Origin of the sequence: Acinetobacter sp. NEB 394 (assembly GCF_013374795.1) — a bacterium.
In the GTDB taxonomy this organism is placed as follows: Bacteria; Pseudomonadota; Gammaproteobacteria; order Pseudomonadales; family Moraxellaceae; genus Acinetobacter; species Acinetobacter johnsonii.
This window is the reverse complement of the sequence record NZ_CP055277.1, coordinates 1,948,980-1,972,475: the sequence shown is the minus strand read 5'-3', so window position 1 is coordinate 1,972,475 and position 23,496 is coordinate 1,948,980. Positions and strand designations below refer to the sequence as shown.

Below are 23,496 nucleotides of genomic sequence, written 5' to 3'. Positions count from 1 at the left end.
TTTAACCAAGAAGATAAACGACAGCGTGAATTAAACTTGGGCCAAACAGCACCATGAAAATACCGGCTAAAACCATACTAAGACAGGCTGCGACACCTTCTTCTTTATGGCGTCTGAAAGCAGTACTGGTCCCAAAACCATGTGCGGCACTACCCAATGATGCACCTTGAGCAAATTTAGAATCCAATTTTAGAACAAGTAATACGGTGTTGGCCAAGAGTCCACCAACGATACCCGTAATCACGGTGAATAAAATAACCAGCTCGACTGAGCCTCCGACGGCTTGCGTGACTTCCATGGCAAAAGGGGTAGAGATAGAGCGGCTCATCAGACTGTAACTGGTCACAGCATCAAAATGGAATAAACGTGCCAAGTAAAAAGAGCTGACTACACCAACCAACATACCCACGATAATGCCCAAAGCAATCGAAAAAGCATGCTGTTGAATGACTTTGCGATATTCATAGATCGGGATGGCAAACGTGACCGTTGCAGGGCCTAACATCCAGACTAACCATTTGCTGTAGTACATATAGTTGTCATACTGAATGTTGAAAAACACCAGACACAAAATAATCAGACAGGGAATAAAAACCGCTGGTGAGAGCAATACATATGGGTGTTTCTGATAAAACTTTTTACCCCAAAGATAGGCCAGTACCGTTCCGATAAAACAGATCAAGGCAACGAAATGAATATGCATGATCGTACCTTAAATGTGACTTTTCAACTGATGTGACTGCTTGGGCTTTTTTTGAAACTTGGCTTCAAGCTTAAAGCCCAAGAAAACACAGTAGGCAGTGCAGGTCATCACGCAAATGGTTACAAGGACAATAGATAAAACCAGTTGCCAACCTTGGGTAAGAAAAAGATGTTTATAATTAATTAACCCAATAATACAAGGAATAAAAAACAACAACAGTTCAGCTAAAAGTAAATCCGAACCTGACTTAATCCAGTCCAGCTTAAATAGACCCGCTAACAGAGAAATAAGTAAAAGCGTTAGACCCACAACCCCACCTGATATCGGTAAAGACAGGGCGACTTGTATCAGCGTTCCGATATACCAAATCCCAATCAGCAAACCTACCTGAAGAGTAGAACGATAAGGCAATTTGAACGGACGCATTTGAAGACCATAGGCTATAAGTTGTTGGTGTTATTTTAAGTTTGACCTGATCTTATAATTATGAATAATAAAATAATAATTATGCTTAATTGGAATAATTTTGGATTTTAAAGCGCTAAAAATATTTGTGCAGCTGGTGAAAAGTCACAGTTTTAGTCTTGCTGCGGAGGAGCTATCTGTAACTCAACCCACTATTAGTAAATCTTTAAAACAGTTAGAAGACGAGATAGGGCTGCCTCTATTTCATAAAGGTGAAGCAGGGCGAAAGCGAGAAGTCAAACTGACCTATATGGGAGAACAAGTCTATCTGCATGCCCTGCAGATTTTGCAGCAGGAGCAACAGATCTTTGAAGCAGCAGATCAAATTCGTGGGCTGAAACAAGGTGTGCTGAGGTTGGGTTTGCCACCTTTAGGTTCAGTACTGCTGAGTTCCTTAATCGTTAAATTCCATAAATTGTATCCCAACATTGAATTGAACTTTTTAGAAGTCGGCGCGACAGGCATTGAAGAAGCCATTTTAGCCAAAAAAATTGACGTTGGGATTTTATTGGGCGAGTTAAAACCCAGTATTCAAGGTATTCAAATTATCGATTCACCGTTGTGTTTGCTTTCCAACTACGATTCACAGTGGAGAATGCGCGATGTGGTGCAGTTTGCTGAACTTAAAGAAGAGTCATTTTTACTGTATGCAGACACCTTTACTTTAAACCATGTAATTCTAGATGCGGCGATGGCGGCTGGTTTTGAACCCAAAGTGTTATGCAAAAGTAGCCAGTGGGACTTTATTGCCAAAATGGTCGAGTCAGGTGTCGGTATTGCTTTATTGCCGCAAATTTATTGTGAGCAGTTAGATCACGCAAAATTCAGTGTCAGTTTAGTGGAACAACCCAGTTTGCGGTGGAACTTAAATATGGCATGGAATTCAACCGTAGTGATGAATCCTGCAACTCGTGCATGGTTATCGATCATTGATGAATATAAAGATCAAATTCATTTTTAGATATTTTCATCTTCAGACACGCCTTATTAAAAAATAAGCAATATGGTTACGTTTTGATTACCTAGTGTTACCTTATACTTACAAAAAAATGTCTAAATACCAATTTATTGGTTAATAAGTAAACAAAAATGTTTCATAAAATCAGATCAAAGTCTCTGTGCCCGATTTTTGTATAGTCTAAGTGCAAACATAAAAACGGAGGCTAAATGTTTAAATTTAAGAATGATATTGTGCACGGTGCGCTTTTTGACATGGATGGAACAATGTTTGATACCGAGCGTTTACGGTTTCAAACCTTGAAACAGGCATCCAAAGAGCTAATTGGGGTCGAGTTTTCAGATGCCTACCTTATGGCATGTTTAGGCTTAAGCGCCCGAAGTGCGGAAGCCTTGGCGCAAAAGCAATATGGACAGGAAGTTCCCTATGCAGAGATTCGTAAACGGGCAGATGAATTAGAATTAGAAACAGTGCGCCAATATGGTGTGCCGATTAAAAAAGGTTTGGTACAAGTTCTAGAACGCTTACGTAAAGCAGGATTACGTATGGCTGTGGCGACTTCTAGTCGAAGAGCGATTGCTGAAGAGTATTTAATCAATGCCAATGTTTATAAGTTTTTTGACGTCTTGGTGTGTGGTGATGAGGTTGAAAAGGGAAAACCACATCCTGAAATTTTTTTAAGTGCAGCGCAAAAACTAAACCTTGAACCTGCGCAGTGTTTTATGTTTGAAGACTCTGAAAATGGTATCCGTTCGGCACATGATGCTGGGGGTATCTGTGTACTGTTCAAAGATATTAAGGAACCCAATGCAAGCATGTTGGCACATGCCAATTATTATTTTGAAAATATGTATGATTATCTAACGGAATTAGATATCTATAGCTCGCATCTGGAAATGCCTAATTTACAAGAAAGCTTTCCTCAAACTTTAAATCAATTAACTGTGGGGATTCATGGATTTGGCGCCATTGGCGGAGGCTATATTGCACAAATCCTGTCGCATTGGGATGGTTATACGCGTCCTAAGAAAATCTATGCGTCTACACGTAACAGTTTATACCGTTCAGCCGTAAATGCTTTTGGCGCATATTGCATACGTTATGGACAAGTGTCTTATGATGAACGTATTGAAAATATGCATATTATCGATGCTGAAGATTTACAGCAAATGCATGCCATGTACGTCGAGTCGAGTTTAATTGCGATTTGTTTAGCTGAAAATGCATTAGCCAGTGAAGCTGCAACCATTGCACAGGGCCTCTATGCACGCTATCTGGCGCAAGACGAGCAAGTTAAAACTCCACTGACGCTGTTAATTATCTTAAATAAAATTGGTGCTAAGCAGTTGGTTCTAGAGCAAGTGCGTAAAGCATTGGTAGAGTTAACAGACCATGCTGTTGCTGACTTTATTTTAGAGCAGCACTATTTCTGCGATACGGTAGTCAACCGTATGGTGTCTAAGCTGAGCGATAAAAATCTATATCGTCAACTGTGCATTAAATACAATATTTTTAAGCAATATCAACTTGATGACGAGAGTAATCAAATTGAAGTTGAAGATGTCAGTAAACTGAGTGCAGAACAAGAGCGCCGTGCCAGTGAATATGTAGAAGATTTAAGACAAAATTTTCAACCGAGTCATATTTTACAGCATATGGATTTAATTCTTTTCAATGCTGAAATGGATATGCCGATCTATGTGGAAAACAAAAGTCCCTTACTCAGTAAAATGCGTCAAATGATCTTGGTAGATCAAATTTCAGATATTCAGCTCATTAAAAACCGCTTATGGAATGGCGTACATGCAATGACTGCATGGTATGCCAGCCTACTCGGGCATCAGACCATTGGAGTAGCGATGGGCGATCCGCGAGTGCAGTATTATGTTGAAAAACTGCTTGCAGAAGTGACGCAAGGTCTGGCGCATTATCTGTCAAAACGCAAAAATGATTTAACGCGCTTAGCACGAAGTTTTGATCAATCTTGTCAGTATGCCTATAAAGACCCATGTCGTCGAGTTGGGCGTGATCCACTGCGTAAGTTGAGTGCTTTTGAACGTGTATTTTCATCGGTAGCGTACAATGTTTCGAATGGGTTTTCTTTTGAAGCGCTATTAAGTGGTGCGATCTTTGGCTATCTCTATTTGATGGAAGAAGAGAACCAGCCAACAGATGTGTTGTTAGGGCATCTGAAGCAGCAACTTCAACAAATGAACCTGTCAAAAGCGCACAAAAAAGCGCTGTTTTATGTCATTCAAAAACGTCTCAATGAATATCAAAAAGGTGAGCTAGGAATGGAAGATTTTATGATCCCTGACCAACCTCAAAATACTGAAATGAGCTGTGCTTAAGACTTCATGACGTTCAAATGTCTTTGAGCCGTCTAAAATGTTAAATCAACATAAGAAAAGCTGGATAAAAAGAGCTTTTCTTATGGTCTTAAATCTTTTAACGTTAGACCTAAGAGAGACTTGGTTTTTTACAATGAAATGGGATGAGATCGGGGAACAACCGTGTTCAATTGCACGAACGCTGTCGGTGATTGGCGATCGCTGGACGATGTTGATTTTACGAAATGCGTTCTTGGGTGCACGCCGTTTTGAAAGTTTTCAACAAAACTTAGGTGTCACTCGCCATGTGCTTTCTGAGCGTTTAAAGCGCTTGGTTGAACATGATATTTTGGAGAAAAGACCCTATACAGATCGCCAAGAGCGCTTTGAATATTGTCTGACTGAAAAAGGCCTAGCTTTATACCCAGTGCTGATGTCCATGGCAACATGGGCCGATCAATGGATGGACGAGGGCTTAGGTCGTCCCGTGCAATTTATTCATAAAACCTGCGGGCATAGCATTCAGCCACATTTGGTTTGTAACGAATGTGGTGATGCCATACATGCCAAAGACATCAAAGCGATACCGACACAGGTTTATGTCGATGCTTTAGCTGTTCAATCAGACGTTAAACAAGCTTAAGTTTATAAACAGTTTGCAGGTTTTGGCACGCCTGCCAAACGACTCAGATGGCGCGCTACAAGCCCAGTATTAAACTTTTCTTGCAGTATGGCATTATTGATGTCTGCACTGACTGTTTTCATTAAAAACTTAATCAGCGGACGTGTTGCAGGTGAGTGTCCAAACTGTTGGTAAAACTGACGTACTGCCATGAGGATTTCAAAGTGCCAATCGGTCAATTCAAGCTCTAAAGATTTTGCTAACTCTTTTGCAACCTCTTGATTCCAAATGGTGTAATCAACCAAATGACCATCTTGGTCTAATTCTAAATTCATCTAAACACTCAAAATTATTTTAAACTGATACAACGACTATGGTTTAAGCATAGCTCAGCAAACCTAGCATAGCTGATGGTTTCTAGGTTACTCGAAAGGATAGCAGCAATATTTTCAGCATCTTGTTCAAGCACAAATACACAAGCTAGCTGCTGAATAAAAGTATGCTGTATATACAGGGCTGCATCACCCATTAAAACCACATCATCCCCTGATTGATAGAAGTTTTGTAATTTACTCAGCGCTTGTTCCGTCGCGGAAAAGGGGGACTGCACGAGATAAAGTGTTTTGCTCATAGCTGGCTCCTTACCAATACAATACATGGTCAAACTGTTGTATTAAATTGGCATTGAGTTCAACACATTCAATTTCTTGCTCTGTTTGTTGAACAAAGGCAGAAGCTTGATTTTTGGTTTCAATCCAAATCGGGCTTAAGTCATAAAACTCAAAGCTATCCACCATGTTTGAAGCCAGTTTAAACGCATGCTTTAAGGGTTCAAATGACTGAGCATTGTTTAATAAGCTGAGTGCAGCATCTTGTAATAAGACTTTGACTTCACAGCCAAAAGTTGCAAGAACCATCGTTGCAGAGAGGCTTTCATGCACCTGCAAAGAGTTCAAATTGGCTTGGGTTAAAATAACCAGTACAGATTTCACACAATATACCTTTTAAAAGCAACAAATTCTTGAAAACTTAGCACTTAGAATTGAATTAAGCGCTCTGCAGACTGAACGGCATCGGCCAGTTCCCCTAGGCCCACTAAGTCAAAACCCGTAGCAAGATTATGCTGTGCTAACTGATGACGCTGTGCATTTTCGGCATCGGTGATTCCTCGGGCCAAAGCTGCACTTACACAAACGGGTAGGCGAATGGCGAGTTTTTGCCACTCAGAACATAGATTCCGTTGGTCGTCAGGTACCCATTGCAGGGCATTGGCAACTTGAACAGCATCTTGGTAGAAAAACACTCGAAAGGGTTCATTTTTCGCTTGAAATGCTTGTGCTAAACCTAAAGCATGCCATGCATGAATCGAACTCGGTGCGGAGGTAATTAGTAATAAAGTACTCATCAAACTTCACTAGAGGAATGTCCAAACTTTGCTTGGTACATTCGGACTTCATAATAAAAAGGTAGTATACAATGATTTTAGTGACTGGTGGTTTAGGCTTTATAGGCTCTCATATTGCTTTGAGCTTTATGGCGCATGGGCAAGAGGTCATTATTGTAGACAATTTATCCAATGCGAACTTACAAACTCTTGAACGATTAGAATTTATTAGTGGCATGTACGTGCCTTTTGTCAAAATTGATATACGAAATACGCCTGCTTTAAACAAAGTTTTTGAGCAGTATTCCATCGATGCGGTGGTGCATGCAGCAAGTTTTAAATCGCTTGAAGAATCAGTACTGAAGCCTTTGGAATACTATAATGACAACGTCAGTTGTATCATGAGTTTACTGCGTGCCATGCAGCGCACAGGTGTCCGAACTTTGGTTCATCTTTCCAGTCTTGCGGTCTATGGTGAATCCAGCCTACATTTAGAAGAAGATTTAGAACTGAATTACGGTTATCCAAACCCGTATATCAAATCGCAGCAAATGGTCGAAGAAATTATTCGAGATACAGCAAAAACGGATAATGAATGGAAAATTGCAATTTTAAGAATGGGCAATGTCGCAGGCGCATTTGAAAATGCGATGCTCGGAGAATTGTTTCCGCCTTTACCGAAAAATATTATTCCACTGTTGATGCAAGTCGCTGCAAAACAGCGTGATCATATTGAACTTAGAAAAAGTGCACAAACCACAGATCATACCGTAGAGCGTAGTTTTTTACATATCCTCGATGCCTGTGATGCGATTGCTGCTTCGTTACAATGGTTAAGCACTCAACAGTTTGCTTGTGAAGCTTTTAATATCGCAGGTCAAAGTGTGTCGATACAGCAGTTGGTTGAAAAAGTTGAAAGCGTGACGCAAAGTGACATTGCTACAGTCGATGTAGTTGATTCGAACATTGTGGAATTAGATCAGGTCGCAGCAGAGTGTAGTAAAGCGAAAAACGTTTTACACTGGGAAGCGAAGCGCAGTTTAGAACAGACCCTTGAAGATGGATGGCGTTTCTACCGACAAAGTTTAGATGGCCGTTAATTAAATTACTGATAACAATTATCATTTATATATTTTTGCTTAATCATTAAGATAAGGAAAACAAGCGCAAAATAATCATTTTGCAATTCACTTAAAAAGGAAGAGGTTAAAATGCAAACACGTATTGAACATGACACGATGGGCGAAGTTGAAGTACCGAGTGAAGCACTTTGGGGTGCTCAAACTCAGCGTAGTTTGCAAAACTTTAAAATTGGCAGTGAACGTCTACCACGTCCAATGATTCGTGCCATGGGCTTAGTGAAAAAAGCAGCAGCATTGACCAATGCTGAGCTCAACCAAATTCCACAAGAATTGGCGCAATACATCGTCGGTGCTGCGGATGAAGTGATTGCAGGGCAGTGGGATAGTCAGTTTCCATTGGTGGTATGGCAAACTGGTTCAGGCACACAAAGCAACATGAACTGTAATGAAGTGATTGCCAATATCGCCAATCAGAAACTTGGCAATCCCTTAGGTGCACAAAAACCTGTACACCCGAACGATCACGTGAACCGTGCTCAGTCGACCAATGACTCCTTCCCAACGGCGATTCATGTCGCAGCAAGTATTCAGATCAATGAATTACTGATTCCTGCGGTGACACAGCTTCGAGATACTTTAGAGGCAAAGTCTCAAGCATTTGCTGACATCGTCAAAATTGGCCGAACTCATTTACAAGATGCGACACCCTTAACCTTAGGCCAAGAATTTAGCGGGTATGTTTCTCAGCTCGATCACGGCTTAAAGCGTTTACAACAAGCACTTTCAGGCTTGTATGAGCTGCCTTTAGGTGGAACCGCTGTAGGTACAGGATTGAATGCTCATCCTGATTATGCAGAAAAATCAGCGGAGCAACTGGCACAGTTGACAGGGCTACCTTTTGTGACTGCACCAAATAAATTTGAAGCATTGGCTGGGCGCGATGCAGCAGTGTTTGCCTCAGGTGCATTAAAAACGCTTGCGGTAAGCTTGAACAAAATTGCCAATGACATTCGCTGGTTGGCAAGTGGCCCACGTTGTGGTTTTGGCGAGTTACGTATTCCAGAAAATGAGCCAGGCTCAAGTATTATGCCGGGGAAAGTGAATCCGACTCAAAGTGAAGCGATGACCATGGTGGTGGCTCAAGTCTTGGGCAATGACACCACGATTAATGTTGCGGGCGCATCGGGTAACTTTGAGTTGAATGTATTCATGCCAGTGATTGCGTTTAATTTATTGCAGTCGATTCAGCTTTTGGGTGACGCATGTAATAGTTTTAATGATCACTGTGCAGTGGGTATTGAACCAAACCGTGAAAAAATTGATCACTTCTTACATGACTCATTGATGTTAGTTACGGCTTTAAACCCAGTGATTGGCTATGAAAATGCAGCGAAAGTTGCCAAAACAGCCTACAAAGAAGGGAAAACGTTAAAACAGGTGGCCGTAGAGTTGAACTTAGTCACGGCTGAGCAGTTTGATGAAGTAGTACGTCCAGAGCAAATGATTTCACCAAATGTAAAATAGCCCTTGGTCCAGATGCTCAACTAAAGAGCAAATAAACATCAGCGGTTTTTATCTTTGGGCGAAGTCGGTACAATGGTCGACTAAAGATAAACTGCTGATGAGTTACCATGCTTGATATTTATTTGACAGATGTTCAGAAAAACGTGCAATTTAACGATTATCCGGGTGAACATCCTGTTAAATTTGTTTTAAATTTTAAAAAGATTTTCCCAAGTGTAATGGAGTTATTGCTTCCTGTACTACCTGAAAATGAAAATCTTGAAGAAATGACATGGGAATCAACCACGACTGACTTTGAACTTTTTAAACTGTTATTGAGTGGCTGGGGTGTGATTGAATTACGCTTAAACGCGATCAAACAGTTTAAAGATAAAGATTTTGCAGATGCTCTAGTAAAACGTGCACAACAAAAGCGCAAAGACTTTGCAAAAGCACAGCAACAGTTGAAAACAGTTGAACTTGATTATTTATTTATGCATGAGATTCATGCATTGATCGATGCAGAATTGGTTGAACTGGGTGAAAAGTTCTATTTACCCGTTCTTCGTGACTTATGGAAAAATAAAATTCCAACTCAAGTCTTAGAAGCCAAATTTTAAGTCATTTAAAAAATCCTCCAAATGGAGGATTTTTTATATCGATAGCAAAACTATGTATTTGCGAGCACAAGAAAGTATTTAAACTGCATCTAAAGCACTAAATTTTATTATTTGGTCAAATGTTGGAATTAATATTGCTTGATACATTGCGTCATCATTCACACTATAGCCGTAAGGATTTTATAATATGTCAAATCAGTTCATCGACTTAATCACAAAGCGTCGTACCATTTATGCCATTGGTAAAAAGGTCGAACACAGCCCTGAATTTTTAACTGATTTGATTCAAACAGCCATTAAACAAAGCCCATCATCATTCAATTCACAGTCATCTCGGGCGGTAATTTTATTTAATGCGGAACATGAAAAGTTTTGGACTTTTGTGGCTGAAAAACTGAAGTCTTACGCTAAAGATGAAAAAAGTGCGGCTAAAACAACGGCAAAAATGGCCAGTTTTGCAGCAGGTGTGGGAACAGTTTTATTTTTTGAAGATTTAGAGGTAATTCAGAACCTACAAGAGCAATTTCCATCTTATGCTGAAAATTTCCCAGTATGGGCAGAGCATTCAACTGCAATAGCGCAGTTTGCAACTTGGACTGCATTACATACTTTAGGTTTAGGTGCATCTTTACAGCATTACAATCCAATTGTAGATGAAGAAGTCTATGCTGAGTGGAATGTGCCTGCAAGTTGGAAACTGCGTGCACAACTGGTCTTCGGCTCGGTTGAGGGGGAAGCTAAAGAAAAAGGCTTTGTGGATGATGCTGTACGCTTTAAAGTCTTCAAATAATCAATCAAAAAGCTGCTTCATATGGAGCGGCTTTTTAGACTTAGTTTTTACAGATCGGCTACTTCTTCATTTTTCGGTAGTCACTCGGGCGAATAGGGCGAGTGCCGCGCCATAAACCTTTCTTATGTTTTTTCGCATGACTTTGTAAAGCATTCATATGTTTCAAATGCTTTTTATCCTTAATATAGTCCTCATAGACCCATGCTGCACCACGTTTGACCATTTCTTCATTCATACTTCTCCGAAAACGGTAGATTTCACCTACACAGCGACCATAACGGTCAATGTCTGTAATGCGAACACGAACCACTTACCGATAAACCATTTTTTTGATTAAGCGTTTTGATTCAGGCCCATAGCTTTGAGTCGACTCAGGCGCATCAATATAGGCAAAGCGTAATTTGGTTTCAGAGCGTCGAAAGTTAAAGCGATAACATGTCAGTGTATCACCATCACTTATAGCCGTAATTCGACACCAATAGGTTTTACCTTTTTTAAAAGGATGGAGAAATTGGCTGAGAGCATTTTGTATTTTATAAAAAGTAAATACCAGTATCAGGCAAAGGACGAAGCCAATACCGATGAGCCAGCTATTGGACAGGTGATCAAACATAGAGGAGAGCAATGGACAATAAAATTATCAAAAAGACATTGTATGGCAGATACACTATTTAAAATGCTTTAAGTGGTCTCAAGTGTTTATTTTTCATAAGAAAATAGATGTTTAATTAAACAAGTAAACAGGAACAAATTTTTAACGAAGTAAAATAGCCATTAGTCGGTTTAACTGAGTGAATTTGTAGATTCCTTTAAATCATTTGAATGCTATTTAATCTGATGTTTTCATAAGACAAATAATCATTTATTTCTGATAACAAAAAATATACCGAATAGTTTTGAGAACAATACATTGTTTTGTTAGCATATTTTTGTAAAATTAAGGTCATAATAATGATAAATAATATTTCCAGTATTTTGGATAAGCTTGGTTTTGGACTACAAAAACGAGCAATTAGTATTCAACTTTCAAATGCAGCTGTTAATTCTCAAATCATGCTGCAACGCCTCGAAGGTTATCATGGTATTAATGATGGGTTATCCTTAGAACTGATCTGCTTATCTACAAATCCATATATCGAATTAAAACAATTTATTGGATGCCAAGTTGCCGTTGATCAGGTGACAGATTCAGGTCAACTATATAGAACTACAGGAATTATTACAGGTGCAAGCCAAGGGCAAAGTGATGGTGCTTTGAGTCTCTATCGGCTCACCATGCAGGATACCACTAGTTTATTGCACAAACGGTGTAATAGCCGTGTCTTTATGAATAAAAGTGTGGTGGAAATTTGTGAAATTCTTTTCAAAGAATGGCAAAGTAAGAGCCCTTTGTTTGCTGCAAGTCTAAGATTAGATACCAGTGGTTTAAGCAGGAATTACGATATACGCCCTTTCTCCATGCAGTCGAACGAAAGCGATTATGCTTATTTAACTCGACTGTTACGTGAAGAGGCGATTAATTGGTTGGTTGATGAGTCTTATCTTTATGTTTCAAGTAACGGTGACAGTATTGAGCCACAAATACTTAAGTTAATAGATAATAATGCTCAATTTGAAGCAATTGAGCGAAGAAGCATTCGCTATCATCGTTCAAATGCCACAGAACAATCAGATAGCATTACAAGCTTTATTGCACAACGTCAATTGCAACCGACAGCCATTCACGTACAACGTTGGCAAGCTGATCGTTTGAGGCAAGAAGACGCAAGTGGTTCAGTGATCAGTTCACATCAGCACAGTGCCCAGCAAGATAATGAAAGTTTAACTTTGGAGCAAGCTTGGAATATCTCACCTGCTTGGATTGGGGATCTAAAAGGGGAAGATCAGGCTACTGCTTCAGGAAATGGCCAATTAGATAAACTCAATAAACAGCTGAATCAATATCAGGCTTTGCAGGCAAAATATTTTATAGCAAATAGTAGTGTACGTGATACTCAAGTTGGCTATTGGTTTCAGTTGAATGATCATCCAGAGCTAGAGAAGAACCATAGTCCAAAGGATAAAGAATTCTTAATCTTAACGAAGCATTTTTATAACCAAAACAACCTGCCTAAAGATATCAAAGATCAAATTGAAAAGTTGTTAAGTTTAAGTCATTGGGCAACCAGTAAAGACAGTGATCAAGAACGTCAAGCAAATGAGCTAACTGTCGTACGTCGTACGATTGAGGTTGTTCCTGAATATGATCCATTGACTCATCGTCCTGCTGCACATGTACAACGCGCTAAAGTCGTGAGTGATGGTGAAGAAATCCATGTTGATGAATGGGGGCGAATCAAGGTCCGCTTCTTATTCACACGTACAGAAGACCATGCACACGATGGTGGTGCAGGATCAAATGATACTGATACCGATTCAGCATGGGTAGATGTTCTTACCCCTTGGGCAGGCGAAGGTTATGGTGCACGTTTTTTACCACGTAAGGATGAAATGGTTGTTATCGACTTCTTTGATGGCAATATTGATCGTCCATTTGTGACTGGCCGTATTCACGAAGCGCAGCGTTTGCCAACCAAATTTGATATTAAAGGACAACTCCCTGATACCAAAAAACTTAGTGGAATCCGTTCAAAAGAAGTCGGAGGTGAAGGTTACAACCAACTGCGTTTTGATGATACAACAGGGCAAATCAGTGCCCAGTTACATAGTAGTCACGGTGCAACCCAACTGAACTTAGGGAATTTAAGTCATCCAAAAGACAAAGCTGAAAGTGATGGTCGTGGAGAAGGCTTTGAACTCAGAACTGATCATGCAGGTGCTATCCGAAGTAAAGGGCTATATCTTTCAACGTTTGTTCAAGACAAAGCAACCGATACACACTTAGAGACAAAAGAAGCCATCCAAAATTTCACAGAAAGTTTGGAAAGTATGAAGGCACTATCTGAATATGCAGTTAAGCAAAAAGCTGAAGCTGCAGATATGCTCGAAAATATTGATCAATATATTAAAACGATTGAATCACAATGGTCTGACTTAAAAGCAACGAAAGATGCTCTGATGCTCTTGGCATCACCAGAAAGTATTTCTCTGGTTTCAGGGAAAGACATTCATATGAATGCTTTGGATAGTATTACCGTTGGCGGTGGTCAATCTATCAATGTTAGTACAGATGAACAGCTCATATTGAATGCCAAGAAAAAAGTCAGTGTTTTTGCAGGCGAAGACGATCTAAAAATTTATGCAGCAAAAGGCAAATTTGATCTGCAATCACAAGACAATGTCTTAGATGTTTCAGCACGACTAGACGTCAAAATAACCTCATCTGAAGGCAAAGTAGAAATTCACAGCCCGACCGAAATTGTATTTAAAGCAAAAAACAGTGCCTTAAAAATTAATGGTGATGGGGTTACCGTCATTACACCAAATAAATTTACTGCCAAAGCCAGTCAACATCTCTTTACAGCAGGTGCGAGTGAAAGTCCTACACTTCCTCTTTTCCCTAACAATATTTGTTGGGAATGTCTCGCTCGACGAGCAGCACAACGTGGTGCTTTTATTAACAAAGGAGATGGAATGTAAATGATAGGCAACCAAAGTCTCCAAATTTTCTTTAAAACATTTGAAAAGTATCCGCTTGATCAAGTTGGATTAAACGTTTATGCATTAGCCGATGCAGCCCAAGATAAAACATTCTTAAAAGTTTTAGAGCACTTAAGGCAAAAATGCCTCTTGACAGAAGCAGGTGGCGAAAAGGCTAGAGAAATCTCTCCACATTTACTGCAATTACCAAAAGACTTTACTGCACTCGAATGGGAGTGGATAGAAAAAAATATCGCTGGCACGACCAAAATGACGATTATTATTTCACCCTTGTCATTTGATTACTTATATAAACACTTACGCCAATTCTTAGATGTCGAATTCGATGGTGGTCTAGAAATGATGTTAGCATTTTGGGATCCTGCTATCTTAGCAACATTGGTTGGTCACAAAGCCGATAAAACATTATATGTACAAGGACCTGTATTCAATCCACAACAAATTGAAACCTTGCTTAAACCGATTCAAAGTTGGTGGTACTGGGATCGTTCAGGTAATTTGCAGGGCATATTTGGCTTGAATGAGCGTGTTGAATTACTTCCATCCATAGAAACACCATTACACTTTTCTAGTGAACAAGAAGAAATAATGGTCGAGGCAACCTTTCCCGATAATTTGATGTATTATCTTAAACTCAATAACTCATTTTTAGTCGATAAAATTGATGATGATACTCTGTATCAGTTGGTGGTTAAGAGTATCCCTAAAGCAAGAGCTTATGACTTGTCAGGTACACGTGATATTTTAAATTTCATCTGTTTAAAGCTGATTTACAAAGATCAATTTGAGTCAGATCATAATTTACAGTACCTGTTGATTCATTTGAAAGATAAAAAATTCACAATGGATCAAGTGATGAATAATGTAATGGCTAAAGCTGAATAATATAATTTTAGTTTTTTATATACCTTATTAAAATGAATCAGCATACATTCTCAAGAAAGAGTAAATATGAATTACAAAGTATTATTTTTTTTACTTATCATTATACCAGTGACATTATCTGGCTGTATCGGAAACTGGGCATATGGACAGATTTAAGCAATGATATTGATTCATCCTAAAAAATTAATTTTAATATCAGTAATTATTTTTGAATTAATTGGATGTACCAGTATTGGACAAAATACAACATATTACATGGGAGAAGTATCCTTTAATTATAATCCAGCGTATGCAAGCTATATGGTGAAATTAAATGGTACAGAAATAGGTGGAGGATATGGAAGATCTATGAATACTTCTCCAGTAAAAGCTGGAACTTAAATTGTCACATGGATGGATGAAAAAACAGGGCAAGTTCATAATGCTACAAATGAAGTCAGCCTAACAAAAGAAGACATTAACGGAATGAAGTACTTGGCGGTACACTTATATCCAGATGATAGTATTGAAATTTCAACATCCAATAATTGGCCAAATCCGACTGTAAAAGGTAATGCTTGGTATGATAGGTTAACTAAATAGATCTAAATAATGTTTACGAAAACGATTAAAGCTATTTAATCTATATAAATTAGATATGTTTACATAGATTAAATATTTTAAAGAAAACAAGGAACTACTATGAATATAAAGAAGTTAATCCTACTACCTATCAGCTTAGTTTTTAGTGCTGCAGGTTGTGCAGGTATTGGACCAAATGCTACATATTATATGGGTACAACATCAGCTAATTATAATCCAACTTATAATACTTATGACGTCAAATTAAATAATCATATTATTGGCGGAGCCATTGGATCCATGAATACATCTGCCGTAAAAATTGGTTTACAAGACGTTACGTGGAAAGATGCAAAAACTGGTGAATTACATAAATCAAAGAATCAAGTTATTTTAAATAAAAATGATGTTAAGGATAAAAAATACCTTGTTGTTCATTTATATCCTGATGATACAATTGAAATTATAACTTCTCTTAATTGGCCAGTCCCAACGGAGAAAGGATTAAAGTGGCGAGAAAAAATTAAAAATAATGGAGCTAAATAATGTTTACAAAAACAATAATAAAACGAACAACAGAAACCAATAGTGATGTTTCCAATACACCGCCTACTGCAAAACAGGATTGTTCAGATGTAGTCCATATTTCAGTTTTTTTTGATGGTACAGGTAATAACAAAGATGCTGATGAAGAAAAAAAGAAATGGTCAAATCCATCTAGGTTGTGGAAATCTGCTGATCAGCATGCACAAGAAAGTGAGAGTAATGGGTGTAAGTCAAATTATGCAATCTATGTATCAGGCGTAGGCACACGTTTTAATGGTGAGTTAAATATATTTCAACGTGCACTCGCTATGATGCAAGACCATAGTGGTTTTGGCCTTGGTGTGGGGACAGGTGGAACCCGACGCTTAGATTATGGCGAAGATCAACTTAATGATGCCTTAAAGCAAGTCATGATTTTAAATGCAAAAAAATCAGAAATAGACACAGGTAAGTATGCCAATGAAAAAAAAGTGTATAGTTTTGCAGAGGTCGATAATAGTTTAAAGCAACATCGCCTCATTAAAAAAATTAATATTTCTACATTCGGCTTCTCTCGTGGAGCAGCTCTAGCCCGTGCATTTACGAATCAATTTATGTGGCAATGCGAATCTGATTGCAACGGTTTAAGTTACGGCACTGGAAAATACCCTATTGAATTTAAATTTATGGGGATCTTTGATACCGTTGCTTCATTTGGCCTACCCGCGACTAACTTAAATAATAATTTAACCTTTGATGGTCGGGATATGGTCATTGATGAACGCATCAAAATGTGTGTGCACCATGTGGCAGGAAATGAGCTGCGCTTTGCTTTCCCCGTGGATTTAATTCATAAAGAAAATGGTCAAATTTCCAATCCAAATTGGAAAGAACTTGTTTATCCAGGCATGCATTCCGATGTAGGTGGTGGTTATACACCTGGCAGCCAGAATGTAAATGATAACTTTGCCCGTATCCCATTGAAAGATATGTTGGAAGATGCTGTCAGTGCAGGTGTTCGAATGTTTGACTATAACCAATTAAAAGAAAAATATGGGGCATTATTTACTGAACAGTTTGAAATTCAAAACGAAACACAGCGTTTGTATGATGCGGTAAAAGCACTAATACCATCTACAGGAAAAGTTCAAGATCAAATTACTGCTGCTATGAAAGTTTATTATAGTGCGTATGGAACATTGGCGAGAAGCAAGACAGCCTCTGTCAGTCAAAATGTACGTAAAGATAATAAATTTCGTGAAATATTACCGATCGGCCCATCAGATATGGCAACTGAAATCAGCCGCTTAGAAAAATTACAAAACCTAACAGCACCTAATAAATCTGGTGGAATAAATATTTTTAGAATATTGTCACCTGTTTCAAAAGCATATGAGTTTTTCTTAGACGTAGATGATTGGGAGTTCGCGAGTTGGCATAAAGAATCAACACCAGAAATTATGAGCTTTTATCAAAACTATATTCATGACTCTAAGTACGGTTTTATGAGTAATGCTGAACCTTTTAGTTATTTCCGTCAAAGAACGGTATATGAGTCCCGTCGTAGTGGAAAGGGCGAAGAGGTAGATCAAAAAACTGCAGAAGATAAAGCAGTATGCGCTGTGGTAAATAGGGAAGTACAACACGAAGAATTTTTTGATGCATTTGAACGAGCTAAACAAGAAGATTTACCGTTAGCTATGTAAAAAGAATAAACTCTTGGTACGGTCGCTAAGTTCTAAACGGCTTTAATTCCTTATAAATGCTATTAAGAAATTAACATTTATTCCATATTTTAAGCATCTTAAGATGAGATGCTTATTGTTTACTTTCAAATTGAGTGTTCCTACAAATGGTTATGGTGTATATAACAAAGATACAGAATTAGAAAAAAACAAGGTGTAATTTGTAAGACTGGTGCGTTGGTTGTTTAGAGGTTCCAAATGACAGTCAATACAGGAACTAACTTAGAACTTCGATTTTTTTTAAATTTCATAAAATAGCCTAAGCAAAAATTTTATAAATTTCGTTCCTAAAAAAAAGGTGTCTTTTATTTTCCATTAAATTTTTATGCCAATAAATTCCAATATTCATTTGCGGCAGTTTCACAGGAACATCAAAAATATTGAGTAGAGGGGAAACATGCAAATGGCTCAAAATATTTTGAGGAATCGTTAAAATTGCATTTGGATATTGCTCTAAAATTTGTAGCGCAGTGGAATAGTGCTGACAACGCAAAAAAACCTGCCTAGACAGTTGCTTACGATTTAAATGAACATCTTCAACCAAAACACCAGTACGCCGTGAAGATACACCAATATGCGGTGCAGCCAAATATAACTCAGCATTGATTTGCTGGAGTTGAGTACAAGCCACAAACTGGTCCTTGACTAGGCTCTCAAATTGAATTTTATCGCCAAAATTTTGTTCCAAATCAATCACAAAATCAATTTGTTGAGAAACTAAATCGGCATCTACCGTTTTACGGTCCAGCTTACTACTCATGAACTGAATACTTAGTCCAAGTTTCTGAAAGTGAGCGACTAACTTTGGGAAAACAATTGGTTCGATTTCATCATGAATCGCAATTTTTAGACTTTGAACCATATTAGGGTCGAAGCTTTGCTGCTGCATGGAAATACTTTGAATTGCAATTAAAGCATTTTTAATAATCAGGTAATTTTGTTCTGCAAAAGGTGTTGGAAGCATTTGGCTGCCAGAGCGAACAAATAAATCATCCTTTAAATGGCTACGTAGACGCTGCAAAGCATGACTGGCAGCAGACTGCGTAATCGACAAGATTTGAGCTGCTTTTGAAATACTTTTTTGCTCATAAATCGCAATAAAAAGCGGGTATAAATTGATATCGATGCGATGAAAAAGCCCCATATCAATGGGTGACTTACTATGAATATCGTTCATGCTGATCTATAAAATAAAATCATTTTGTTCATATTAGTTTTCAGGTTATGTTGATGTAAAGCGAAAATATCAAAATAGATCGAAGGAAGTAGCCATGTTTGAACTCTCAGCACGTGCTCAAGATTATGTAGAACGTACCAAACAATTTATTCAAAACGAAATTGAGCCTATCGAAACTGACTTTTGGCATGAGGTACATGAACTAAACCAAGGTGGTGACTGGACCAAATGGCAGTGGCCCGCACAACTAGAAACGCTCAAAGCCAAAGCAAAAGCTGCGGGTTTATGGAATATGTTTTTGCCTTGTCCTGAATTGGGCCAAGGTCTATCGGTTCAAGAGTATGCTCATATTGCAGAACTTACAGGTCGTAGTCTTCTTGGGCCGACCGTATTTAACTGTAATGCGCCTGACAGTGGCAACATGGAAGTATTGTGGCGTTATGGCTCTGAAGCTCAAAAGCAAGAGTGGCTTACGCAGCTTTTAGATGGGAAAATTCGCTCTGTTTTCTGCATGACAGAACCAGCTGTTGCTTCATCCGATGCGACCAATATGCAAGCAACAGCCGTGATCGAAGGCGATGAAATTGTGCTAAATGGCCGTAAATGGTGGTCTTCAGGCTTAGGCGACCCCAATGCCAAAATTATTATTTTTATGGCACATACACCAGATGAAACCAAAGATCGCCACCATCAACACTCGATGGTTTTAGTGCCTGTTGAAACGGCTGGAGTCAAAATAGAACGAATGTTACCAGTCTTTGGTGACTACGATGCACCCCATGGTCACGGTGAAATTAGCTTTAGTAATGTTCGTGTTCCTGTTTCCAACTTTATTGGTGGTGCAGGTCAAGGTTTTGAAATTGCCCAAGGTCGTTTAGGCCCGGGTCGTATTCATCACTGTATGCGCTGTATTGGTGCTGCGGAAAAATCTTTAGAGTTGATGATCGATCGTGGTATGAGTCGTACTGCATTTGGCAAAGAAATTTTAAAATTAGGTGGGAACCTAGAGCGCGTGGCTGATGCACGTGTTGCAATTGATCAAGCACGTTTATTAACCTTGTATGCTGCGTATAAAATGGATACTTTAGGGAATATGGCAGCGTTAACTGAAATCTCTGCCATTAAAGTCGTTGCGCCAAGTGTGCTTGAAAAAGTGGTCGATATGGCGATTCAAATTCACGGCGGAGCAGGCGTGTCTAGAGATACACCGCTCACAGGTTTCTTTGCCCAAGCCCGTAGTTTACGTCTTGCCGATGGGCCTGATGAAGTACATAAAGGCATGATTGCTAAACTCGAGTTGGCAAAACGTGGCTACCGTAGCAGTCGTAAAAAATAAGGCATTAGCGCACACTTTTTCCTGTCTCTCTTGCATGGTATTTGGCAATATTGTTGATATTGCCAATACATCTTAAGAGAACGCAGAAAATTTATGCTAGATTTAAAAAGATAGAAAATTAGGGAAAAATAATGTCAGTTATTGATGTAGGCGGCACAGTACGCGATGGCGAAGAGCTCGATATTCAGGCGGTCACGGTATGGTTAAAACAACAAAATGTAGAAGTCGTTGAACCCGTAGAAGTCACACAATATTCAGGTGGTGCATCAAACTGGACCTATCGCCTCAAGTATAGTAATACCGATTTAATTTTACGTCGTCCACCTAAAGGTACTAAGGCCAAATCTGCCCACGACATGGCACGTGAATATCATGTGCAAAAGAATTTAGCACCATTTTATCCTGTATTACCCGAAATGGTGGCTTTGTGTCAGGATGAATCTGTAATTGGCTGTGATTTTTACGTGATGCAACGCATTGAAGGTATTATTCCACGAGCTAAATTGCCGCCTGAACTTGAGTTTAACGAAACGCAAGTGCATGAACTTTGTGTGAATGTCATTGATAAACTCATTGAATTGCATCAAGTGCCTTATCAGGGGACAGAGCTTGAAAAATTAGGCAAGGGCGATGGCTATTGTCGTCGTCAGGTAGAAGGTTGGGATGCTCGCTATGCAAAAGCACACACCATTAACGTGCCATCTTTTAAGTATGTGCGTAAATGGTTGTTAGACCATATTCCTGCCGATTCAAAAACTTGTATTATTCATAATGACTGGCGTTTTGATAATGTCATTTTAGACCCCAAAAATCCGACGCAAGTTATTGGCGTGCTGGACTGGGAAATGGCGACATTGGGTGATCCACTTATGGATTTAGGCTCGGCTTTGGCGTATTGGGTAGAAGATACGGACAACCAAATTTTTAAAGCCACTCGTCGTCAACCAACGCATTTAAAAGGCATGTTCACGCGTCAGCAAGTGGTAGACTACTATTTGCAAAAAACTGGATTAAGCACTGACAACTGGACTTTCTATGAAGTATTTGGAATTTTCCGTTTAGCCGTGATTGCTCAGCAAATTTATTATCGCTATTACCACAAACAAACCAATAATCCTGCGTTTAAAGACTTCTGGATTGTGATTCATGCCTTGCATATTCGTGCGTTGAAGCTTATTGGTTTACAAAAGATTGAAGCCAATGAACTGGCGCAAAAATACATCGCTAAATTTAAGGAACTCATGCCGAAATGACCACTATTTATTTAATTCGTCATGGGCAAGCTTCGTTTGGTGCAGAAAGTTATGACCAACTTTCGCCTAATGGTGAGTTACAGGCCAAATTACTCGGCCGCTACTTTGAACGTATTTTAAAAGAAGCGCCTTATGTGGTTGCAGGTTCAATGCAGCGTCATCAGCAAACGGCGCAATTGGCTTTAGCAGAGTGTTTTCCTGAAGTTGAAATTCAAACTGACAGTGCTTGGAATGAGTTTAATCATCAACAAGTCTTTGCGCAGTATGAGCCGCGTTTTAATCACCCTGAACTAATGAAGCAGGATGTGGCTAAAGAGGTGAATCCTCGTGCGTATTTGGCAAAGATTTTTGAAGGTGCAATTGAGCGCTGGACAGGTGGTGAATATCACCATGAATATGAAGAATCTTGGCCGCATTTCAAACAACGTGTGGAAGATGCCTTACAAAATTTATGTACCGACTTGGCACAAAAGCAGCCACGTTATGCAGTTGTGTTTACTTCGGGTGGTGTCATTTCTGTCGCGGCAGGTAAAATTTTGGGCTTAACGCCTAATAAAACCTTTGCATTGAACTGGGCGATTACCAACTCAAGCATCACCACTTTACGCTTGGTGGGCAGCGAACCACAACTCTTAAGCTTAAATGAACATCATTTTATTAAAGCTGAAAACTCAAATTTATTGACTTGGATTTAACAAGGATCGAACCATGACAAAAACAATTCTAATTACAGGTGCAAGTTCAGGAATTGGCGCAGGTATGGCACGTGAATTCGCTCAAATGGGCTATAACCTTGCCATTTGTGCACGACGTTTAGAGCGTTTAGAAACACTGAAACAGGAACTTGAGCAGCAATATGGTATTCGTGTGATTGCTAAAAGTTTAGACGTCACCAATTACGATCAAGTATTTCAGGTATTCCGTGAGTTTAAACAAGACTTTGGACAGTTGGATCGCATTATTGTCAATGCAGGTGTGGGCGAAGGACGTCGTATTGGTAAAGGCAACTTTGCCATCAACAAAGCCACGGTAGAAACCAACTTTATTTCGGCTTTGGCACAGTGTGAAGCAGCAGTTGAAATTTTCCGTGAGCAAAATTCAGGGCATTTGGTGATGATTTCATCTATGAGTGCCATTCGTGGTATGCCAAAACATCTGACTGCTTACGGCGCAAGTAAAGCTGCAGTGGCACATTTAGCAGAAGGTATTCGTGCAGAACTAATTGATACGCCTATTCAAGTCACCACAATTTTCCCAGGTTATATACGTACCGAGATTAACGAAGGTGCAAAAAAATTACCGTTTGAGGTGGATGAAAAAACAGGTTCACGTTTACTTGCCGCAGAAATTGAAAAAGCACCTATTAAGGCTTATGTACCTAAATGGCCATGGTTGCCACTTGGTTTAGCCATGAAAGTCTTACCATTAAAACTGGTGAATAAACTGGGTTAATGATTGAAATAAAAAGGCTGTAAATCAGCCTTTTTATTTTTAACTATGCGAGTACCTTCTAAACATATGTTGCTATTTCCAAATGATCATTTGAGTGCATTCATGAGTTGGTCATAAAATCGAGGTAGCATTGAAGAAAAAGGTGATCAAGATGTCCACACAATTCGACTTTGTTTCAGTCAGAAAAAAGCCCAATGTTCATTTTGGTGGGCGCTCAATCAGTCATGTCATTCAATGTGAAGATGGTTCACAAAAGACCCTTGGGGTTATTTTGCCTACAGATCAACCGCTGACGTTTGAAACGCATGTTGCGGAGCATATTGAAATTGTTTCAGGTCAATGCCAAGTTAAAATTGGGCTACAGACTGAAATGACTCTGTATTGTGCAGGTGAAAGTTTTGATGTTCCTGCCAACAGCCGCTTTAGTATGATGGCAAGTGAAGTTGTAGATTATATTTGTCACTTAGAAAAATAGCCGAAGACAAAGACTTAAAATGGATAGAAC

24 protein-coding genes and 2 pseudogenes are annotated in these 23,496 nt (G+C 39.1%); 18 read left to right on the top strand and 8 right to left on the bottom strand.

Annotated elements, in window-relative coordinates; all coding sequences use genetic code 11:
* Position 1: 1 nt before the first annotated feature.
* Positions 2-703, bottom strand: a complete 702-nt coding sequence (locus HUK62_RS09390) for an LrgB family protein (RefSeq protein WP_176537719.1) — start codon at positions 701-703, stop codon at positions 2-4.
* Between the two features lie 9 nt (positions 704-712).
* Entirely contained in the window at positions 713-1,129 is a 417-nt protein-coding gene (locus HUK62_RS09385) for a CidA/LrgA family protein (protein WP_176537718.1), read from the bottom strand.
* 100 nt (positions 1,130-1,229) lie between these two features.
* Here HUK62_RS09385 and HUK62_RS09380 point away from each other — a divergent pair, with 100 nt between their 5' ends.
* From HUK62_RS09380 to HUK62_RS09370, 3 genes are all read left to right on the top strand, one after another.
* Positions 1,230-2,129, top strand: a complete 900-nt coding sequence (locus HUK62_RS09380; RefSeq protein WP_176537717.1) for a LysR family transcriptional regulator — start codon at positions 1,230-1,232, stop codon at positions 2,127-2,129.
* A 206-nt stretch (positions 2,130-2,335) separates the two neighbouring features.
* The gene (locus HUK62_RS09375) at positions 2,336-4,477 is read left to right on the top strand and encodes an HAD family hydrolase (protein WP_176537716.1); all 2,142 of its coding nucleotides are present in this window, start codon (positions 2,336-2,338) and stop codon (positions 4,475-4,477) included.
* Between the two features lie 133 nt (positions 4,478-4,610).
* The gene (locus tag HUK62_RS09370) at positions 4,611-5,099 is read left to right on the top strand and encodes a helix-turn-helix domain-containing protein (protein ID WP_168159687.1); all 489 of its coding nucleotides are present in this window, start codon (positions 4,611-4,613) and stop codon (positions 5,097-5,099) included.
* A 2-nt stretch (positions 5,100-5,101) separates the two neighbouring features.
* Here HUK62_RS09370 and HUK62_RS09365 read toward each other — a convergent pair whose 3' ends face one another.
* The 4 genes from HUK62_RS09365 to tusD are packed head-to-tail and all read right to left on the bottom strand — an operon-like array spanning position 5,102 to position 6,483.
* Positions 5,102-5,413 (bottom strand): TusE/DsrC/DsvC family sulfur relay protein, encoded by a 312-nt coding sequence (locus tag HUK62_RS09365; protein WP_004979945.1) that lies wholly within the window; start codon positions 5,411-5,413, stop codon positions 5,102-5,104.
* 14 nt (positions 5,414-5,427) lie between these two features.
* On the bottom strand, positions 5,428-5,709 hold the full coding sequence (locus HUK62_RS09360; protein WP_176537715.1) for a DsrH/TusB family sulfur metabolism protein: 282 nt from the start codon (positions 5,707-5,709) through the stop codon (positions 5,428-5,430).
* Positions 5,710-5,719: 10 nt separating this feature from the next.
* Positions 5,720-6,070, bottom strand: coding sequence for a hypothetical protein (locus tag HUK62_RS09355; protein ID WP_010326623.1), 351 nt, complete (start codon positions 6,068-6,070; stop codon positions 5,720-5,722).
* Between the two features lie 44 nt (positions 6,071-6,114).
* Positions 6,115-6,483 (bottom strand): sulfurtransferase complex subunit TusD, encoded by a 369-nt coding sequence (gene tusD / locus HUK62_RS09350; RefSeq protein ID WP_176537714.1) that lies wholly within the window; start codon positions 6,481-6,483, stop codon positions 6,115-6,117.
* Between the two features lie 71 nt (positions 6,484-6,554).
* On the opposite strand from tusD, the gene HUK62_RS09345 reads away from it, so the two are divergent.
* The 4 genes from HUK62_RS09345 to HUK62_RS09330 all read left to right on the top strand — a co-directional run bounded on the left by HUK62_RS09345 (position 6,555) and on the right by HUK62_RS09330 (position 10,457).
* Entirely contained in the window at positions 6,555-7,562 is a 1,008-nt protein-coding gene (locus HUK62_RS09345; protein ID WP_005399534.1) for an NAD-dependent epimerase/dehydratase family protein, read from the top strand.
* Positions 7,563-7,673: 111 nt separating this feature from the next.
* The gene (gene fumC, locus HUK62_RS09340) at positions 7,674-9,068 is read left to right on the top strand and encodes a class II fumarate hydratase (protein WP_004979849.1); all 1,395 of its coding nucleotides are present in this window, start codon (positions 7,674-7,676) and stop codon (positions 9,066-9,068) included.
* A gap of 107 nt (positions 9,069-9,175) precedes the next feature.
* Complete coding sequence (locus tag HUK62_RS09335; protein ID WP_004693302.1) at positions 9,176-9,667, top strand: hypothetical protein; 492 nt, start codon at positions 9,176-9,178, stop codon at positions 9,665-9,667.
* Between the two features lie 187 nt (positions 9,668-9,854).
* Complete coding sequence (locus HUK62_RS09330; RefSeq protein WP_176537713.1) at positions 9,855-10,457, top strand: nitroreductase family protein; 603 nt, start codon at positions 9,855-9,857, stop codon at positions 10,455-10,457.
* A 58-nt stretch (positions 10,458-10,515) separates the two neighbouring features.
* On the opposite strand, the pseudogene HUK62_RS09325 reads toward HUK62_RS09330, so the two are convergent.
* Positions 10,516-11,010: pseudogene (locus tag HUK62_RS09325) on the bottom strand (thermonuclease family protein).
* Between HUK62_RS09325 and HUK62_RS19045 the strand changes: the two are divergent.
* The 6 genes and pseudogenes from HUK62_RS19045 to HUK62_RS09300 all read left to right on the top strand — a co-directional run bounded on the left by HUK62_RS19045 (position 10,969) and on the right by HUK62_RS09300 (position 17,734).
* Positions 10,969-11,142 (top strand): hypothetical protein, encoded by a 174-nt coding sequence (locus HUK62_RS19045; RefSeq protein WP_228723772.1) that lies wholly within the window; start codon positions 10,969-10,971, stop codon positions 11,140-11,142. The pseudogene HUK62_RS09325 and the gene HUK62_RS19045 sit on opposite strands and share 42 nt — an antisense overlap.
* Positions 11,143-11,408: 266 nt before the next feature.
* Entirely contained in the window at positions 11,409-14,036 is a 2,628-nt protein-coding gene (locus HUK62_RS09320; RefSeq protein ID WP_176537712.1) for a type VI secretion system Vgr family protein, read from the top strand.
* Complete coding sequence (locus HUK62_RS09315; RefSeq protein WP_176537711.1) at positions 14,037-14,942, top strand: DUF4123 domain-containing protein; 906 nt, start codon at positions 14,037-14,039, stop codon at positions 14,940-14,942. It begins immediately after the preceding gene.
* Between the two features lie 168 nt (positions 14,943-15,110).
* Positions 15,111-15,524 (top strand): annotated as a pseudogene (locus tag HUK62_RS09310) (hypothetical protein).
* 99 nt (positions 15,525-15,623) lie between these two features.
* A complete protein-coding gene (locus HUK62_RS09305; protein ID WP_078425614.1) occupies positions 15,624-16,049 on the top strand; it encodes a hypothetical protein in 426 nt (141 codons plus the stop codon).
* The gene (locus HUK62_RS09300; protein ID WP_176537710.1) at positions 16,049-17,734 is read left to right on the top strand and encodes a DUF2235 domain-containing protein; all 1,686 of its coding nucleotides are present in this window, start codon (positions 16,049-16,051) and stop codon (positions 17,732-17,734) included. Before HUK62_RS09305 ends, HUK62_RS09300 begins: the two co-directional genes overlap by 1 nt.
* Before the next feature lie 298 nt (positions 17,735-18,032).
* Here the strand turns inward: HUK62_RS09300 and HUK62_RS09295 are convergent, their stop codons facing one another.
* Entirely contained in the window at positions 18,033-18,950 is a 918-nt protein-coding gene (locus HUK62_RS09295; RefSeq protein ID WP_176537709.1) for a LysR family transcriptional regulator, read from the bottom strand.
* A 94-nt stretch (positions 18,951-19,044) separates the two neighbouring features.
* Here HUK62_RS09295 and HUK62_RS09290 point away from each other — a divergent pair, with 94 nt between their 5' ends.
* From HUK62_RS09290 to HUK62_RS09270, 5 genes are all read left to right on the top strand, one after another.
* Positions 19,045-20,286, top strand: a complete 1,242-nt coding sequence (locus HUK62_RS09290) for an acyl-CoA dehydrogenase family protein (protein ID WP_176537708.1) — start codon at positions 19,045-19,047, stop codon at positions 20,284-20,286.
* A gap of 131 nt (positions 20,287-20,417) precedes the next feature.
* Positions 20,418-21,539 carry a phosphotransferase family protein gene (locus tag HUK62_RS09285; RefSeq protein WP_176537707.1) on the top strand — a complete coding sequence of 374 codons (1,122 nt, stop codon included), beginning with the start codon at positions 20,418-20,420 and terminating at the stop codon, positions 21,537-21,539.
* The gene (locus HUK62_RS09280; RefSeq protein WP_168418295.1) at positions 21,536-22,234 is read left to right on the top strand and encodes a histidine phosphatase family protein; all 699 of its coding nucleotides are present in this window, start codon (positions 21,536-21,538) and stop codon (positions 22,232-22,234) included. The genes HUK62_RS09285 and HUK62_RS09280 overlap by 4 nt, the downstream gene beginning before the upstream one ends.
* 13 nt (positions 22,235-22,247) lie before the next feature.
* The gene (locus HUK62_RS09275) at positions 22,248-22,991 is read left to right on the top strand and encodes an SDR family oxidoreductase (protein ID WP_176537706.1); all 744 of its coding nucleotides are present in this window, start codon (positions 22,248-22,250) and stop codon (positions 22,989-22,991) included.
* A gap of 151 nt (positions 22,992-23,142) precedes the next feature.
* A complete protein-coding gene (locus tag HUK62_RS09270) occupies positions 23,143-23,466 on the top strand; it encodes a pyrimidine/purine nucleoside phosphorylase (protein ID WP_005399525.1) in 324 nt (107 codons plus the stop codon).
* The last annotated feature ends 30 nt before the right edge of the window (positions 23,467-23,496 follow it).